This is a genomic window from Nocardioides aquiterrae, from assembly GCF_039526625.1.
Lineage (GTDB): Bacteria > Actinomycetota > Actinomycetes > Propionibacteriales > Nocardioidaceae > Nocardioides > Nocardioides aquiterrae.
On sequence record NZ_BAAAJE010000017.1, the window covers coordinates 1 to 15,657 of the forward strand.

13 protein-coding genes are annotated in these 15,657 nt (G+C 72.2%); 7 read left to right on the plus strand and 6 right to left on the minus strand.

The window, feature by feature from the left end:
• Positions 1 to 62: 62 nt before the first annotated feature.
• The 4 genes from ABD086_RS16520 to ABD086_RS16535 are packed head-to-tail and all read right to left on the minus strand — an operon-like array spanning position 63 to position 5,108.
• Positions 63 to 1,172 carry an alkaline phosphatase family protein gene (locus ABD086_RS16520; protein WP_343908680.1) on the minus strand — a complete coding sequence of 370 codons (1,110 nt, stop codon included), beginning with the start codon at positions 1,170 to 1,172 and terminating at the stop codon, positions 63 to 65.
• Between the two features lie 7 nt (positions 1,173 to 1,179).
• On the minus strand, positions 1,180 to 1,743 hold the full coding sequence (locus ABD086_RS16525; RefSeq protein ID WP_343908681.1) for a DUF5998 family protein: 564 nt from the start codon (positions 1,741 to 1,743) through the stop codon (positions 1,180 to 1,182).
• A gap of 32 nt (positions 1,744 to 1,775) precedes the next feature.
• On the minus strand, positions 1,776 to 2,399 hold the full coding sequence (locus ABD086_RS16530) for a sulfotransferase family 2 domain-containing protein (protein WP_343908682.1): 624 nt from the start codon (positions 2,397 to 2,399) through the stop codon (positions 1,776 to 1,778).
• A 21-nt stretch (positions 2,400 to 2,420) separates the two neighbouring features.
• Positions 2,421 to 5,108 carry a bifunctional acetate--CoA ligase family protein/GNAT family N-acetyltransferase gene (locus tag ABD086_RS16535; RefSeq protein ID WP_343908683.1) on the minus strand — a complete coding sequence of 896 codons (2,688 nt, stop codon included), beginning with the start codon at positions 5,106 to 5,108 and terminating at the stop codon, positions 2,421 to 2,423.
• A 78-nt stretch (positions 5,109 to 5,186) separates the two neighbouring features.
• Here ABD086_RS16535 and ABD086_RS16540 point away from each other — a divergent pair, with 78 nt between their 5' ends.
• From ABD086_RS16540 to ABD086_RS16570, 7 genes are all read left to right on the plus strand, one after another.
• Positions 5,187 to 7,661: a DNA gyrase/topoisomerase IV subunit A gene (locus ABD086_RS16540; RefSeq protein ID WP_343908684.1), complete on the plus strand. Its 2,475-nt coding sequence runs from the start codon at positions 5,187 to 5,189 to the stop codon at positions 7,659 to 7,661.
• Between the two features lie 4 nt (positions 7,662 to 7,665).
• Positions 7,666 to 8,352, plus strand: coding sequence for an LppX_LprAFG lipoprotein (locus tag ABD086_RS16545; protein ID WP_343908685.1), 687 nt, complete (start codon positions 7,666 to 7,668; stop codon positions 8,350 to 8,352).
• Positions 8,349 to 10,097, plus strand: a complete 1,749-nt coding sequence (locus tag ABD086_RS16550) for an MFS transporter (RefSeq protein ID WP_343908686.1) — start codon at positions 8,349 to 8,351, stop codon at positions 10,095 to 10,097. Before ABD086_RS16545 ends, ABD086_RS16550 begins: the two co-directional genes overlap by 4 nt.
• A 22-nt stretch (positions 10,098 to 10,119) precedes the next feature.
• Positions 10,120 to 10,611 (plus strand): beta-class carbonic anhydrase, encoded by a 492-nt coding sequence (locus tag ABD086_RS16555; protein WP_343908687.1) that lies wholly within the window; start codon positions 10,120 to 10,122, stop codon positions 10,609 to 10,611.
• A 23-nt stretch (positions 10,612 to 10,634) separates the two neighbouring features.
• Positions 10,635 to 11,501 carry a sulfotransferase gene (locus ABD086_RS16560; RefSeq protein WP_343908688.1) on the plus strand — a complete coding sequence of 289 codons (867 nt, stop codon included), beginning with the start codon at positions 10,635 to 10,637 and terminating at the stop codon, positions 11,499 to 11,501.
• Between the two features lie 133 nt (positions 11,502 to 11,634).
• Positions 11,635 to 12,663: a hypothetical protein gene (locus ABD086_RS16565; RefSeq protein ID WP_343908689.1), complete on the plus strand. Its 1,029-nt coding sequence runs from the start codon at positions 11,635 to 11,637 to the stop codon at positions 12,661 to 12,663.
• 28 nt (positions 12,664 to 12,691) lie between these two features.
• Entirely contained in the window at positions 12,692 to 13,702 is a 1,011-nt protein-coding gene (locus ABD086_RS16570; RefSeq protein ID WP_343908690.1) for a helix-turn-helix transcriptional regulator, read from the plus strand.
• A gap of 6 nt (positions 13,703 to 13,708) precedes the next feature.
• Here ABD086_RS16570 and ABD086_RS16575 read toward each other — a convergent pair whose 3' ends face one another.
• Positions 13,709 to 14,935, minus strand: coding sequence for an HNH endonuclease signature motif containing protein (locus tag ABD086_RS16575; RefSeq protein ID WP_343908691.1), 1,227 nt, complete (start codon positions 14,933 to 14,935; stop codon positions 13,709 to 13,711).
• Between the two features lie 457 nt (positions 14,936 to 15,392).
• Positions 15,393 to 15,581, minus strand: coding sequence for a DUF6019 family protein (locus tag ABD086_RS16580; RefSeq protein ID WP_343908692.1), 189 nt, complete (start codon positions 15,579 to 15,581; stop codon positions 15,393 to 15,395).
• Between the last annotated feature and the right edge of the window lie 76 nt (positions 15,582 to 15,657).

Consider the following 15,657-nt stretch of genomic DNA (forward strand, 5'->3'; position numbering starts at 1 on the left):
CACTCAGCCCTCGGTGGCCTGCCACCCATCACCCGGTTGGACAACCTGGGTGGGCATCACATCTAGACGACGAGCAGCGGGATCAGCATCTCGTCCGGGGTGAGCGACCCGTGCAGGCCCACCAGCGTGGCCTCGTAGGGGAAGTCGGTGGTCGACAGGATCGCGGTGTCCCCGTGGCACGCGACGACCACGTCGCCGAGCCGCGGCAGCACCCCGGGCTCCACCGGCCCGAACCAGCCGCGCCCCACCGCCTGGTCCCGGGTGAGCACGTCCGCCCGGTCGCCGAGCACCGTGGTCCAGGCGGCCACGACGTCGGGGACCGCGCCGCGGTGGCAGTACAGGTGGCGGAACCGCGCCTCGCCGCCGAGCAGGGCCACGCCGGCGCGCAGGTCGGGGTGCTCGTCGACGTCGACCCGGCTCCCCGCCGACGAGTCCACCATGCCGTGGTCGGCCACGATCACCAGCCGGACCGACGACGGGAGCGCCTCGCGCAGCTGCTCGGCCTCGGCGTCGACCATTGCGAGCTGCTGGAGCCACTGCCGCGAGGCCACGCCGTACCGGTGTCCCGTCCAGTCCAGGTCGCCGTCGTAGAGGTAGGTCAGCGACCCGCGCTCCGCGGAGACCGCGACCGCGGCCGCGATCCGCTCGCCGACCTTGTCGGCGCCGACGTACTCGGCACCGCGGTGCGCCGCGACGGTGAGGCCGGACCGCGCGAACTCCCGCTTGTTGACCACGGTCACCGTCGCGCCCAGCTCGCGCAGCCGCGTGAACGCCGTCGGGTGCGGCTGCCACTCGACCGGGTCGACCTCCTTGTCCCACATCAGCGCGTTGAGCAGCTTGTCGGTGCCCGGCACCCGCGACGTGAAGCCGACCAGCCCGTGCGCCCCCGGCGTCAGCCCGGTGCCGAACGAGGTCAGGCTGGTCGCGGTCGTCGACGGCACCCCAGCGGTGGCCGGCTCCGACGCCGAGAGCTGCGCGGCCAGGAACGGCGCGGCGTGGGCGTACCGCTCCAGGAGCCGAGCCCCAAGGCCGTCGACCAGGAACACGACGTACGACGATCCCTCGGGCAGCACCAGCCCGCCGGGCTCCAGGAAGCCGAGGGCGGCACCCACCGCGGGGACCACGTCCCCGAGCGAGCGCCGTCCGTACGCCGGCTCGACGAACGCGGTCACCGGGGGATCACTGGGTCCGCGCGGACAGCGACTCGGCGAACGCGAGCAGCCGGTCGACCGCCTCGACGCCGTCGGCCGCGGCCGAGACCCGCAGCGAGAAGTCGTCGGAGGCCAGCACGCCCGTGTAGCCGTGGTCGGCGTCGCAGTCCGGGTCCGAGCAGCCCGCGGGCTCGAGGTCCACGCGGCTCACGCCGCCCCAGCCGATCGTCATCACGGCCTCCGCGGGGCGGCTCGGGCCGGATGCGGGGTTGGCGATCATGCGGGTCACGACCACGGACTTCACCGACGACAGCCGGATCGCCTCGGTCGAGGTGGACGTGTACGGCTCGGGCAGCAGGTCGTCGCCCTCGTGCTCGTCGGTGTGCGCCAGGATCAGCCGGCTGGGGGTCAGCACCACGACGGACAGGTGCCGGCGCACCTCGTCGCGGTCGAACGTGGGCTCGTGGTGGACGAAGAACGAGACGACCTCTTCCCCGGCCACCGCGGCGTCGACGCCGGCCGCGACCACGTCCGGGTAGTACCCGGTCCGGTCGATGGCGTCCCTGAGCTCCGGGGTCCTGCTGCTCCGCATGGCGGTCAGTCTGTCACGCAGGGAGGGGCGGCTCAGAACGAGTAGTCGAACGCCGCGATGTCCTTGGCGAACAGCTCCTCGATCCGCCGCCGCATCGGGTCGGTGTACATCTCGTGGTAGTCCGGGCGGCGCTTGTCGACGTTGACGCTCTGCAGCGGCTCCCAGGGCAGCTCGAGGCGCGCGAAGATCGCGCGCAGGTCGGCCTCGAGGGTCTCCTGGCGGCCGATGAAGTCGGCCCGGCGGGTCTTGCTGGTGAGGTACCGCACCTGGGGGGTGCGCAGCCGGGTCCACTGGTCGGGACCCTTCATCACGAAGGTCTCGAAGTCGGGGCAGGACTCCGCGACGCCCTTGATGAACTGGTTCTTCTTCATGAAGGCGTCCGCTCCCCGGCGGCCCTTCTCCGCGCGCTCCTTGAACCGCTCCACCATCCGGAACCAGGACAGCATCCGGGCCCACGGGTTCCGCACGAAGCCGACGGTCCAGTACGCCGCGAGGTCGGGCTCGGCCTGCAGGATCTGGCCGAGCGTTGCGTGCCGGTCGATGCCGGGGACGTGTCGCGCGTCCTCGAGCACCTCGTCGAGGCGGTTGTCGATGGTCGATCCACCCGTCTTCTGCACGTGCACGAAGAGCAGCTTGTGGGCGTCGCTGATGACCATGCCGGAATCCTAGGGGCTGCCTCAGCTGGGGAGCGTATCGCCCACGGGGGTCGGCAACCGGCGCACGAACCAGTCCGATCGCGGGTCGCTGACGGGGTCCACGCGGGCCGCGGCGGTGAGCACCGTGGCGCCCTCCGCCCCCGCCAGCACCAGCGACAGCTCCAGCGAGCTGATCTGCGGGAGGTCGTTCTGCAGCTGGGCGACCCGCTGGATCAGCCGCTCCACCTCGGCGACGTCCACGACCTCGCTGCCGCGGTAGCCGAACAGCATCGGCGCGGACTTGATCTCGCGCACCATCGCCGCGGCGTCCCGCTCCCCCAGCGGCGGGATCCGGTACGCCTTGTCCGCGAGGAGCTCGGTCAGCGGACCCGCGATGCCGAACGACACGACCGGGCCGAACAGGGGGTCCTCGATGCTCCGGATCGCCACCGGGACGCCGGGGCGGGCGTTCTTCTGCACGACGAAGCCGGCCCGCTCGGGCTGGGTGATCAGGGCGGTCAGCGAGTCCCAGGCGTCGCGCATCTCCTCGACGTTGTCGATGTTGCGCCACACGTGGGCGAGGTCCGGCCGCTCGCGCAGGTGCTCGGCGGTCGCCTTGAGCACGACGTCCCAGCCGAGCGCCGCGCCGGCGGCCTCCGCCTCCTCGCGGGTGGCGACCGGCCGGGTCTGCCACAGCTCGATGCCGTACGCCGCGAGCAGCTCGGTCAGCGCGTCCGCGTCCAGCTCGACGCCCTCGGGGTGCTTCGACAGCAGCTCGTTGACCAGCCGCTTCGCGGCGAGCGCGTCCACCTCGGCCGCGTCGGCCGGGGCGCCGTCCGGCGTCCGCAGCCACACCGCGTAGTCGACGACCCGGGCCAGCGCCCGCACCGCCGCCTCCACGCCGGGGTACGACGGCACCGAGCCGCGGCCCGCGGTCGACCCGGCGACGTCCGGCACGCGGAGCAGCTCGGGCACGCCCTCGGACCCCAGGAACGACGACACCAGCGGCTTGTCGGACTGCTCGCCGACGGCGGCCAGCACGTTCGCGACGTCCTCGCCGGACACGTTGATCGGCGGCACGTAGACCGCGACGACCGAGTCGACCTCGGGGTCGTCGATCGCGGCGTCCAGTGCGTCCTCGAAGTCCTCGGCGCTGGCCTCGGCGCCCAGCGCGGTGGACTTGTTCACGACCAGCCCGATCGCGGCGGCGGCGTCCGCGGCCAGCAGGCCGAGCGCGTCGGAGTTGCCGACGATCGCGACCCGCCGGCCCCGCGGCAGCGGCTGGTGCGCGAGCAGCTGCGCGACGTCGAACATCTCCTCCAGCGTGTCCACCTGGATCACCCCGGCCTGCCGGAACATCGCGTCGACGGCCGCGGGCGGCGCGGCGATCTTGCGGACCGCGTGGCCCATCGGCACGCCCTGCGTGGTGCGGCCCGAGCGGACGGCGATGATCGGCTTGCGCAGCGACACCCGCCGGGCGATGCGGGAGAACTTGCGCGGGTTGCCGATCGACTCCAGGTAGAGCAGCACGACCTCGGTGGAGTCGTCCTCCTCCCAGTACTGGAGCAGGTCGTTGCCGGACACGTCGGCCCGGTTGCCCGCGCTGACGAACGTCGAGAGGCCCAGGCCGCGGTTGTAGACCTTCTCCAGGATCGCGGTGCCGAGCGCGCCGGACTGGCAGAAGAACCCGGCCCGGCCGCGGGGCGGCATCAGCGGCGACAACGAGGCGTTCAGCGAGACGTTGGCGTCGGTGTTGATGATGCCGAGCGCGTTCGGCCCGATCAGCCGCAGGCCGTAGGAACGCGAGAGCCCGACCAGCTTGCGCTGCCGCACCCGGCCCTCCTCGCCGGTCTCGGCGAAGCCGGACGAGATCACGACCAGGCCGTGCACGCCCTTGGCGGCGCAGTCGAGGACGACGTCCTGCACGGACTCGGCCGGCACGGCGACGATCGCGACGTCGACGTCGTCGGGGATGTCGGCCACGGTCTTGTACGTCGGGAGCCCGCTGACCGCGCTCGCGCTGGGGTTGACGGCGTAGACGCGGCCGGTGAAGTCGCCGGTCACCAGGTTGCGCACGAGCGCCTGGCCGATCGTCTCCTGGCGCCGGCTGGCGCCGATCACCGCGACCGAGCGCGGCTTGAAGAACTTCTCGATCGAGGCGGACTCGGCCCGGTGCTCGCGGCCCATCATCACGCCGATCGCGGTGTCGGTGGGGTCGATGGGGAACTCCAGCTGGAGCACGCCCTCGTCGTACTCGCTGACCACCCGGTAGCCGGCGTCGCGGAAGGTCTGGATCATCCGGCTGTTGTCGGGCAGCACCTCCGCGATGAACCGCTCGACGCCCCGCTCGCGGCCCGCCTGCGCCAGGTGCTCGAGGAGCAGCTGCCCGATCCCCCGCCCCTGGTGCTGGTCCTCCACGAGGAAGGCGACCTCCGCCTCCCCCGGCCGGACCACGTCGTACCGCCCCACCGCGATGATCCGGCCCTGGAGCGTCATCACGAACGCGACCCGGTCGTGGTGGTCGACGTTGATGAACCGGTCCAGGTCGCGCTCGGACAGCCGCGGCATCGGCGAGAAGAACCGGAAGTACTTCGACTGGTCCGAGACCCGGCTGTAGAAGTCGACGAACGTCTCGCGGTCGTCGGGCCGGATCGGCCGGATGTGCGCGGTCCGGCCGTCGCGCAGCAGGACGTCGGCTTCCCAGTGGCGGGGTGCGTCGGTCGCGGTCACGCGGTGAAATCTAGCCTGCCGGGGTGACAACGGCGTGGCCGCGGCGTTTCCGTCGGCGGTGGTTGAGAGGATCACGACATGGCACGGCGTACGACGAAGCAGGACCTCCCCGACGACTTCGAGGAGCACATCCTCGACACCGACATCAAGCAGGAGATGGAGTCGTCGTTCCTCGAGTACGCCTACTCCGTCATCTACTCCCGGGCCCTCCCCGACGCGAGGGACGGGCTGAAGCCGGTGCAGCGCCGGATCCTCTACACGATGAACGACATGGGCCTGCGGCCCGACCGCGGCCAAGTCAAGAGCGCCCGCGTCGTCGGCGAGGTCATGGGCCGGCTGCACCCCCACGGCGACGGCGCGATCTACGACGCGCTGGTCCGGATGGCCCAGCCGTGGTCGATGCGGCTGCCGATGATCGACGGCCACGGGAACTTCGGCAGTCCTGACGACTCTCCGGCGGCGATGCGGTACACCGAGTGCCGGATGGCGCCGCCCGCGGTGGCGATGACCGCCTCGATCGACGAGGACACCGTCGACTTCCGGCCCAACTACGACAGCCGCGAGCTCGAGCCGGGCGTGCTGCCGGCGGCGATCCCGAACCTGGTCGTCAACGGGACGACCGGCATCGCGGTCGGCATGGCCACCAACTGCGCCCCGCACAACCTGGTCGAGGTCGTCCAGGCGCTGCGGCACCTGATCACCCACCCGAACGCCGGCGTCGACGACCTGATGCGCTTCATCCCCGGCCCCGACCTGCCCACCGGCGGCAAGATCGTCGGCCTCGAGGGCATCCGCGACGCGTACGAGACCGGCCGCGGGACCTTCCGGATGCGCGCCACCGCCCGGGTCGAGAACGTCACGAACCGCCGCAAGGGCATCGTGGTGACCGAGCTGCCGTACGGCGTCGGCACCGAGAAGGTCATCGAGCGGATCAAGACCCTCGTCCAGGGCAAGAAGCTCCAGGGCATCTCCGACATCAAGGACCTCACCGACCGCGAGAACGGGCTGCGGCTGGTCATCGAGGTCAAGAACGGCTTCGTCCCCGAGGCCCTGCTCGAGCAGCTCTACAAGCTGACGCCGATGGAGGACTCGTTCGGCATCAACGCGGTCGCCCTGGTCGAGGGCCAGCCCCGGACGCTCGCGCTCAAGGAGATGCTGCAGGTCTTCCTCGACCACCGCTTCGAGGTCGTCCGGCGCCGCTCGGTGTTCCGCCGCAAGAAGGCCGCCGACCGGCTGCACCTGGTCGAGGGCCTCCTGATCGCGATCCTGGACATCGACGAGGTCATCCAGCTGATCCGCTCCAGCGACAACGCGGCCGCCGCGAAGGAGCGGCTGATGTCGGTCTTCGACCTCACCGAGATCCAGGCCGACTACATCCTCGACATGCCGCTGCGCCGGCTCACGAAGTTCTCCCGGATCGAGCTGGAGAAGGAGCAGGACGAGCTGCAGCGCACCATCGAGGACCTCGACGCGATCATCAACGACGACAAGCTGCGCTGGAAGGTCGTCGGCGACGAGCTCGCGGAGGTCGCCAAGACGTACGGCACCCCGCGCCGCACCGTGCTGCTCGAGTCGGCCGGCACCGCCGTCTCCGCGGCGGCGGTCCCGCTCGAGGTGGCCGACGACCCGTGCTTCGTCTACCTCTCGTCGACCGGCCTGCTGGCCCGCACGGCGAACGCCGAGCAGCCCGGCCAGGGCGGCGGCCGCGCCAACCACGACGTGATCGTGTCCGCGGTGCGCGCCACGGCCCGCGGCGAGGTCGGCGGCCTGACCAGCACCGGGCGGCTGGTGAAGATCGGCGTCCTGGAGCTGCCCCAGCTGCCCGACACCGCGAACGATCCCCACCTGGCAGGCGGGCTCCCCGTCAGCGAGATCCTGCCGCTGGAGACCGGCGAGCGGCTGCTCGCCCTGTGCACGCTCGCGACCGACGGCCCCGGCATCGCCCTCGGCACCCGCCAGGGCACGGTCAAGCGGGTCAACCCCGAGGTCCTCGGCAAGGACGAGTGGGAGGTGATCCGGCTCGCGGACGGCGACGAGGTGGTCGGCGCGGTCGAGCTCGGCACCGGCCGCGAGACGCTGTGCTTCATCACCTCCGACGCGCAGCTGCTGCACTTCGGCGCGGACGCCGTCCGACCCCAGGGCCGCTCGGGCGGCGGCATCGCCGGGGTCCGGGTCGCGTCCGGCGAGCGGGTCGTGTGGTTCGGCGTGATCGACCCCGACGCGCCGGAGGGCTCGGTGGTCGTCACGGCGTCCGGCTCGTCCACCGCGCTGCCCGGCACGGAGCCGGGCGCGGTCAAGGTGACGCCGTTCTCCGAGTACCCCGCCAAGGGCCGGGCGACCGGCGGCGTCCGCTGTCACCGGTTCCTCAAGGGCGAGGACGCGCTGATCCTCGCCTGGGCCGGTACGGCGCCCGCCCGCGCCTCGGCGTCCAGCGGGGCACCGGTCGAGCTGCCGCCGGCCACCGGCCGGCGCGACGGCTCCGGGGTGCCCGGCAGCCAGCCCATCGCGGCCGTCGCCGGCCCGGTGGCGCTGCGGGTCCGTGTGGAAGGCTGACGCCGTGCCCGCTCCCCTCCGGCTGGCGGCTGCCGCCGGCGTCCTGCTCCTGACCGCGACCGCGTGCAGCGACTCCGGCTCCGGCAAGCCGCCCGACGAGGCGCTGGCCGCGGCCAAGCAGGCGCTCGACGACACCAGCGGCGTGCACCTCACGCTGCACACCGACGACCTGCCGGCCGGCGTCACCGGGGTCGAGGACGCCGAGGGCGTGGCCACCCACGCGCCGGCGTTCGACGGCACGATCACCGTGACCCTGTCCGGCCAGGCGTTCCAGGTGCCGGTGGTCGCGGTGGGCGGCAAGGTGTACGCGCAGGTGCCGCTCACGCCGGGCTGGCAGGACATCGACCCCGCCGAGTACGGCGCGCCCGACCCGGCGCAGCTGATGAGCCCCGACCACGGGTTCTCCTCGCTGCTCGCGGAGACGACGGGCGCGACGATGGGCGACAGCGTCCGCGGCGGCAAGGACAACAGCGAGGTGCTCACCGAGTACTCCGGCCAGGTGTCCGGCGACGTCGTGTCGCACATCATCCCGACCGCGTCCGGCGACTTCGACGTCACCTACCAGATCACCGACGCCGGCGAGCTCCGCGAGGCCGACCTGACCGGGGTCTTCTACCAGGACTCCGACCCGATGACCTACACGGTCACCTTCGAGGACTACGGCACCGAGAAGGACATCTCGGCACCATGACCGCATCGCCCCGGTGGCTGCTCGCGCTCGCCGCAGTCGCCGTGGCGTTCGCGGCGGCGGACACCTACGTCGTCGTCCTGGCGCTCCCGGACATGATGGCGAGCACCGGCATCCCCATCGACCAGCTCCAGCGGGCGGCACCGATCGTCTCCGGGTTCCTGCTCGGGTACGTCGCGATGCTGCCGCTGATCGGCCGGATCGCCGACCTGCGCGGCCGGGTGCCGGTGCTGGTCGCCGCGCTGCTCGTGTTCGCGCTCGGGTCGCTGGTGACCGCGCTGGCCTACGACCTGCCGTCGATGGTCACCGGCCGCTTCCTCCAGGGGGTCGGCGGGGGCGGACTGGTGCCCGCGACGCTCGCGCTGGTCGCCGACCTCTACCCGGCGGAGCGGCGGGGCGTCCCGCTCGGTGTGGTCTCCGCGGTGCAGGAGCTCGGCAGCGTGCTCGGCCCGCTGTTCGGCGCTCTCGTCCTGGCGGTGGCCGACTGGCGGGCGATCTTCGCCGTCAACCTGGCGGTCGGCCTGGTGCTCGCCGCCGCCATCCGGTCGTTGGTCGAGCCTGTCGAGACCCCGGAACGGAAGGCAGGGCGTGGCTTCGACTGGGTCGGCCTCGCCCTCGCCGTGCTCACGCTGGTGGCCGGGGTCCTGGTGCTCACCGAGCCGGCCGCCCTGATGCGCGACGTGACCTGGGGGCAGCTGTTCGTCCCCGTTGCCGGCGCGGGGCGCTGGCTCACCCCGGTCGGGCTGGCCGCGATCGGGGCGTTCGCGCTGCTGGTCGTCCGCTGCTGCACGGCCCGCCGGCCGCTGCTGGACCTGCCCGCCTGGGCCCGGACGCTCCGCGAGGCCGACCTGGTCGGCGCGCTGCTCCTCGCCCTGGCGCTCGCCGGGGTGATCCTGGCCTTCGCGACCGCGGACCCGAAGGTGCAGGTGTTCTCCGACCGGGGCCTCTGGTACCTCGCCGGCGCCGCGCTGGCCGCCCTCCTGTTCGCGCTGCACCTGCGCCGCTCGGCGGCGCCGCTGGTGCCGGCCGGCGCGCTCCGGCGTACCCCGGCCTGGGGGGCCATGCTCGTCAGCTTCTTCGTCGGGGCGGCGCTGATCGCGGCGCTCATCGACATCCCGCTGTTCGCCCGGACCACGGTCTACCCCGACTCGCAGCTGATGGCCGCCCTCGTGCTGGTGCGGCTGCTCGTCGCGCTGCCGGTGGGCGCGGTGGCCGGCGGCTACCTGACCCGCGCCCTGCCGGCCGGCGTCGTGACCGCGGCGGGGATGGCCTGCGCCGCGGCCGCCTTCCTGTGGATGGCGACCTGGGACCTCGAGAGCCTCGACCACCCCGTGGCGACGGTCCCGCTGCTGCTCGGCGGTCTCGGGTTCGGGCTGGCGCTGGCGCCGGTGAACGCCGCGGTGCTGGCCAGCACCGACGCCGACGTGCACGGCCTGGCCAGCGCGTTCGTGGTGGTGTCCCGCATGGTCGGGATGCTGGTCGGCATCTCGGCGCTCACCACGATCGGGCTGCGGCGCTACTACGCCGAGCAGGCGGACCTCCCCACCGCGCGCGAGGTGTGCGACGGGAGGAGCCGGTGCTCGGAGTTCACGGACCTGCTGAAGGTCGCCGGGATCGCGCAGGAGCACACGGTCTTCACCGGCGCCGCGGTCTGCGCCGTGGCTGCCGGCGTCCTCGCGCTGCTGCTGTTCCGCTCGGCCGCCACCCGCGCCGTCTCGACGGGCGACCTGCTGCGCTCCGGCGGATGAGCGTGGGCTAACGTCGCGAACCGTGAGCTTCGACGACCTGGTGGCCGCCAACCGCGAGTTCGCGGCCGACTTCGACCTGTCCGGCTTCGACGGCGTCGCCCACGCCGGCGTCGCCATCGTCACCTGCATGGACTCCCGCATCGACCCGCTGCGGATGCTCGGCCTCAAGGCCGGCGACGCGAAGATCTTCCGCAACCCGGGCGGGCGGGTCACGCCGGAGGCCCTGGAGGCCCTGGTGCTGGGCGCGCACCTGCTCAACGTGGAGCGCATCCTCGTCGTCCCGCACACGCGCTGCGCGGTCGCCAGCAACAGCGAGGCGGAGCTGCGCGAGCGGGTGACCGCCTCCGCCGGCGTGGACGCCTCCTGGCAGCCCTTCCACGTGGTCGACGACCAGGACGCCGCCCTCCGCGAGGACGTGCAGAAGGTGCGCTCGCACCCGCTCATCCCGGAGACCGTCGAGGTGGGCGGCTTCATCTACGACGTCGACACGGGGCTCCTGGACCAGCGGGTCTGACCGGAGCCGGTAGCCTCCGGCGGGTGACGAAGACGTTCCTGCTCGGCGCCGGGTGCCAGAAGGGCGGGACCACGTGGCTCTACCAGTACCTGGCGCGGTCGCCGCAGTTCGCGCACGGGTACCGCAAGGAGTACCACGTCCTGGACTCGCTCGACCTGCCGTCGGAGGAGCAGGCCCGCAAGCGCCTCCTGGCCCGCGCGGCTGAGCAGATCACGGGCGACCCGGAGCCCGGGAACCGCCTGGCCGCGACCTCGGCGCACCGGCTGAGCATGTTCTTGGACCAGCAGTTCTACTTCGACTACTTCACCGGGCTGCTGCACCGGACCCCGGACACCCGGGTCGCCGCCGACATGACCCCGTCGTACGGCATGCTGCCCGTCGAGCGGTTCGAGGCCGTCCGCGACGGCTTCGCCCGGCGGGGCGTCCGGACGCTGCCGGTCTTCCTGATGCGCGACCCGGTCGAGCGGATCTGGTCCCAGGCCCGCATGCACGCGCGCCTCTACAAGCGCCACGAGGCCGCCCGCGCCGAGGAGATCACCGAGTACGTCGCCGCGAACTACACGCGTCCGGCGTACGCCGCCCGCACCGCGTTCGACGAGACCATCCGCAAGCTCGACGCGGTCTTCGGGCCGGATGACGTCTACTACGGCTTCTACGAACGGCTCTTCACCGAGGCCGAGACCCGCCGGCTCTGCGCGATGGCCGGCGTCGACTACGTGGAGCCCGACTTCGACCAGCGGGTGCACTTCTCGCCGAAGACCTCCGAGCTCCCCGAGGACACCGTGCGGACCATCGCCGAGCACTACCGAGGCGTGTACGCCGCCGTCGCCGAGCGGTTCCCCGACATCCCGCTCACCGACATCTGGCCCAGCAGCCGCTACGTGCTCTGACCCGCTCAGCCTCGTGGTCGTGGTACGGATAGGTTGGAAGTCAGGCGTCGAGAGGTACCGGACGTCGTCGTGATCTCTCGAGAGAGGTGGCTGCACCCATGGACGAGAGCATGGCCCCGCGGCGACCGTTGCCATGAGCGAGCTGGGACCGAAGCCGGCGGAGTTTCGGCAGGAGCTGGCGCGTCTTGCCGCTTCCTCCCTGAACATCGAGGAGCGCGGCGCTGCGATCCTCGAGCAGCTCGGGCGGGTCTTGTCGTTCGACGTCGGCTGGCTCGCCGTGCGCGACCCCGAACGGAGCCGGCACGTTCCGGTCGCCACCACGGGTTCCGCCGCCCCGTTGCAGGATTACTTCGCTCGTCCGGAGGCAGACGAGGAGGTGGACCGACTGGGCCTCAACCGGCGCCGGCCGCCGATGCTCGCCAGCGAGAGCCCGATCCCACTTCCCGAGCTGCGTTCGTGGGCCGACCACCTGATCCCGGCCGGTTTCCAGCAGGGCCTGGCGGCTGGGCTGTTCACCCCTGAGGGGCGGCTCATCGGCTCCCTGCGTCTGCTTTCCGGGGATGCATCGCGGCCGAACGACGCTGACCGTCGGCTCGCCGCGGCGGTCACCACGGCGATCGCCACCAACCTGGACCGCACCAAGGACATCGCCGAGACCGCCCGGATGTTGCACAGCGCGAGCGCCGGCGTGGTGCTCACCCGGGGTGGCGACGTGCTGCCGCTCCCAGGTCTCGACGACGCCCGCTTGCTGTCGCCCGGCTCACGCGTTCTCGCCGTCGCTGCGGAGGAGCTGGCCCAGAGCGGCCCGTACATCTCGTTCCTCGCACGCACGCCGGACACCCAAGCCGAGCAGCTCGTGCGGGTGGTCGCGCTCGACTTCAGCTGCCAGGTGCTCGACCATCTCTCCGCTGCAGTGCTCCTGTGCCCACCGGGCGACGTGCGTGGTCTCACCACTCTGGACCTCCGGGTGCTGGGTCACCTGGTGGAGGGCGTCAGCGATGTCTCCGCGCTCGCGGCAGCGCTCGGTGTCCCGACTCCGACCGTGTTCGACTCGCTCGCTCGAAGCCTGACCGCTCTAGGAACAGCCGATCTCACGGTCGCCGCAGTGCGCGCCGTGAGTGGCGGGATACGCCTTCCACCAGGCCTGGTCGGAGAGCCGTGAACGACGCACCGGCGGTCGGTGAGATGTGATGTCCACGGATGTGGCTCTCCGCCTTGCCGAGATCGCAGCCGATCCCGGACCGATCCCCGAACGCGCCCAGGCCTTGGTCGAGGAGCTGCAACGACACGTTCCCTTCGACGGCTCCTGGCTGGCGATGGCCGAACCGTTCGGCACCGGCTACGCCTCCGTGGCCGCCAGGTCCCTGGACCGGAGCACGACCGACTACCTCGGCGGGCCGAAGGCGGCGCGCGACCTCGAGATCAGCGGAGCGAACCGCGAACGAGCCCCGATGAGTCCTTCGGACCTTCCGGTCCCACTCGAGGAGATCCCGACGTGGGCCGAGTGCCTCCTTCCCGCCGGCTACCGCGAGGCTCTCGGCGTAGGACTCTTCGCACCAGGGGGGCGGCACGTGGGTCACCTGGCTTTGCTCTCGGCCAGTGGGCGGCGTCCGACGGCGGAGATGCGGCGCAGCCTGAGCGAGCTGGCCCCGATCATCGCCCGTGGCATCGACCCGATGCGCTCGCTGGCTGTCGCCGCGTCCGTCGTTCAGGGAGCGACGGCCGGCGTGGTCCTGTGCCAGGACGGCGGCACCGCCCCGCTTCCCGGCCTCGCTGAGGACGCTCTGCTCGGCCGAGGAACCGCTCTCCTGGACGCCGCCGGCCACGCCCTCCGGGCCGGCCAGGTCTTCACGTCCTTCCTGTGGCCACGCGGCGATCGGCACGCCCCGGACGGCCATGTCCGCGTCACGGTCCTGGCGGGGCCGAACGATGTGCCCCCTGTGTCCCTGGGGATGGTGCTGCTGTCCCCTTCCGGCGACGTGCACGGGCTCACTGCGCGCGAGCTCGAGATCCTGGGCTTCTTGATCGACGGGCGTGCCAACAAGGAGATCGCCCGGGCGCTCGCGGTGACCCTGCGCACGGTCGCCGCGCATGTGGAGCACGTCCTCGTCAAGCTGGACGCTCCGTCGAGGACGCTCGCCGCCGTGCGCGCCGCGAGACTGGGTTGCTACGTTCCCGCCGCAGCCGCAGCGCGGGGCTGAGGGCTCTCACGCGGGCGGCAGCGGGGTCGTGCCGTTCTGGTCGACGCGGTATCGGCGTTGGTGGGGTCCGGTCCAGGTGTAGGAGCCGTCGGGTTCGCGTTGGTAGTGCCATCGTCGTCGGGTTTTGGCGCGGTGGTGGCGCCGGCACAGCGGTGCGAGGTTGGTGGGGGTGGTGGGGCCGAGTGGCCAGGGGATGGTGTGGTCGAGGTCGCAGGCGCGGGCGTGGGTCTGGCAGTGGGGGTGCACGCAGTGTCGGTCGCGGAGGATCACCAGCTCCCGCATCCAGGCGGGTGGGTCGTGCTGGTCGACCGCGTCGTCACGAGCCATGCGCAGGACGGGGAGGACGGTGACCTGGGATCGGCTGGCCCAGTCCTTGATCCGGGCCATCGTGAGGGGTCCGAGGCGTTCCACGGACCCGGTGCCGATGGTGTCGTCGAGCAGGTCGGCCAGGTCGGCGTGCACGTACAGCCGGACCCGCGGGGGCTGGTCGCCGCCCATCCGGCGGGCCAGGTTGCCCACGGCCATGGCGCGGCGGACCCCGATCGGGTCGTCGGTCTCGATCCGGGTGGCTTCGGTGTTGATCAGGTCGTAGAACCCGGTCAGGTCCAAGGTGTCGCCGGTGATGACCATGGTCGAGGTCCCGGCCCACCGTCCGGGGCCGACCATCGGGCCGTGGAGGAGCTCCACGTCCCACTTCGTGCGGTCGAGGGTCTCCTGCTCGGTCTGCTCCACGACTCCGGTGGCCTCGGCGATGGCCTGGTCGATGGCCCGGACCCCGCACCGATCCGCCTTCGGCGCCAGCAGCGCGTCCACGGCGGCGGCGTCGGCGGCGCTGAGCCCGCAGGTGGCCTGCGCGATGCGGCGGGCCCGCCAGCCGGGGACCTCGAGCGCCTCGACCCGCGCCCATAGGCGCGGGAGTCGGTAGGCCAGGTCGAGGGCGTCGGAGACCAGCTGCAGGCCCGCGTGCGTGGTGATCCCCAGGGCTGCGGCCAGGGACTCGGTGGACCACTCCTCCACCGCGGGGGTGCCGGGCCCGCCGACGGTCTCCACGTGTCCCTTCGCGGCGTCGTCGGGGTCGGCGGGGTGCATCCGGGCCCAGTGCAGCGCCAGCCGTAGCCGTTTGCGTTCCAGCCGCCGGGACTCGGTCGCGGTGTCCTCGCACAGCGCCAGCAGCCAGTCCGCGTCGAGGTCCTCGACCACGAGCGGCTGGTGAGTGCTGTCGATCTCGATCACGACTCCACTCAAGCACCCGCCACCGACACTCAGACCCCCAGAACCCCGGTATCCACAGGGTTCTGGGCCTCTTCCCGAAATTCGGAAGGTAAAATCTTGGTCAGCGCTGCGCAAGGTCTCTTCGCCGGCGGTGACCACAACGGTCGACCCGGACGGACCGTGAGCCGGGAGGCGGCCGCAACCGGCCACCGCAACCCCAGACCGCGGTGACCACATCGTTCGTCTTCGTCGGTCGCAACACGGGCGGACGGTGCGTGGCGGGCATCAACCCCGGCGGGGGTGGTTTCGAGGCTCAGGCGCCGGGGCGCCTTCGCACCTCAACCACCGCGACGTCGTACGGGGTCTCGACGAGCTCGACCACCGGGCACGGATCTCTGGGCGGTGACCACTTCGTTCGTCCTTGCCGGTCGCAACCCGACGCCGACGGCGAGCAGTCGACACCGAGGCGCGGCGGTGGTCAGCCGCGCGAGTTCGGGCTCCGCTCCGGGCCGATCCGGAGCTCCGCGCGGACGCGGTCGGAGTCGAGCTTGTAGTGAGCGTCGATCACGCCGTCGCGGACGGCGTACCGGATCACGAAGTAGAGGATGGTCAGCCCGACGACGGCGAGGACCATGCCGACGAGCAACCCGAGGATCCCGATGGCCATGGCTCACCGTAACCCGGCCGGCACCTCCGGGAGTCTGTTTCACCGGACTCGACGCCGGGTACGGCGATCGCACTGT

Bases quoted from the DNA above. Each gene is read 5' to 3' on its own strand.
- ABD086_RS16580 (WP_343908692.1), bottom strand. From the start codon at position 15,581: ATGGCCATCGGGATCCTCGGGTTGCTCGTCGGCATGGTCCTCGCCGTC.
- ABD086_RS16525 (WP_343908681.1), bottom strand. From the start codon at position 1,743: ATGCGGAGCAGCAGGACCCCGGAGCTCAGGGACGCCATCGACCGGACC.
- ABD086_RS16530 (WP_343908682.1), bottom strand. From the start codon at position 2,399: ATGGTCATCAGCGACGCCCACAAGCTGCTCTTCGTGCACGTGCAGAAG.
- ABD086_RS16565 (WP_343908689.1), top strand. From the start codon at position 11,635: ATGAGCGAGCTGGGACCGAAGCCGGCGGAGTTTCGGCAGGAGCTGGCG.
- ABD086_RS16570 (WP_343908690.1), top strand. From the start codon at position 12,692: ATGTCCACGGATGTGGCTCTCCGCCTTGCCGAGATCGCAGCCGATCCC.
- ABD086_RS16540 (WP_343908684.1), top strand. From the start codon at position 5,187: ATGGCACGGCGTACGACGAAGCAGGACCTCCCCGACGACTTCGAGGAG.
- ABD086_RS16550 (WP_343908686.1), top strand. From the start codon at position 8,349: ATGACCGCATCGCCCCGGTGGCTGCTCGCGCTCGCCGCAGTCGCCGTG.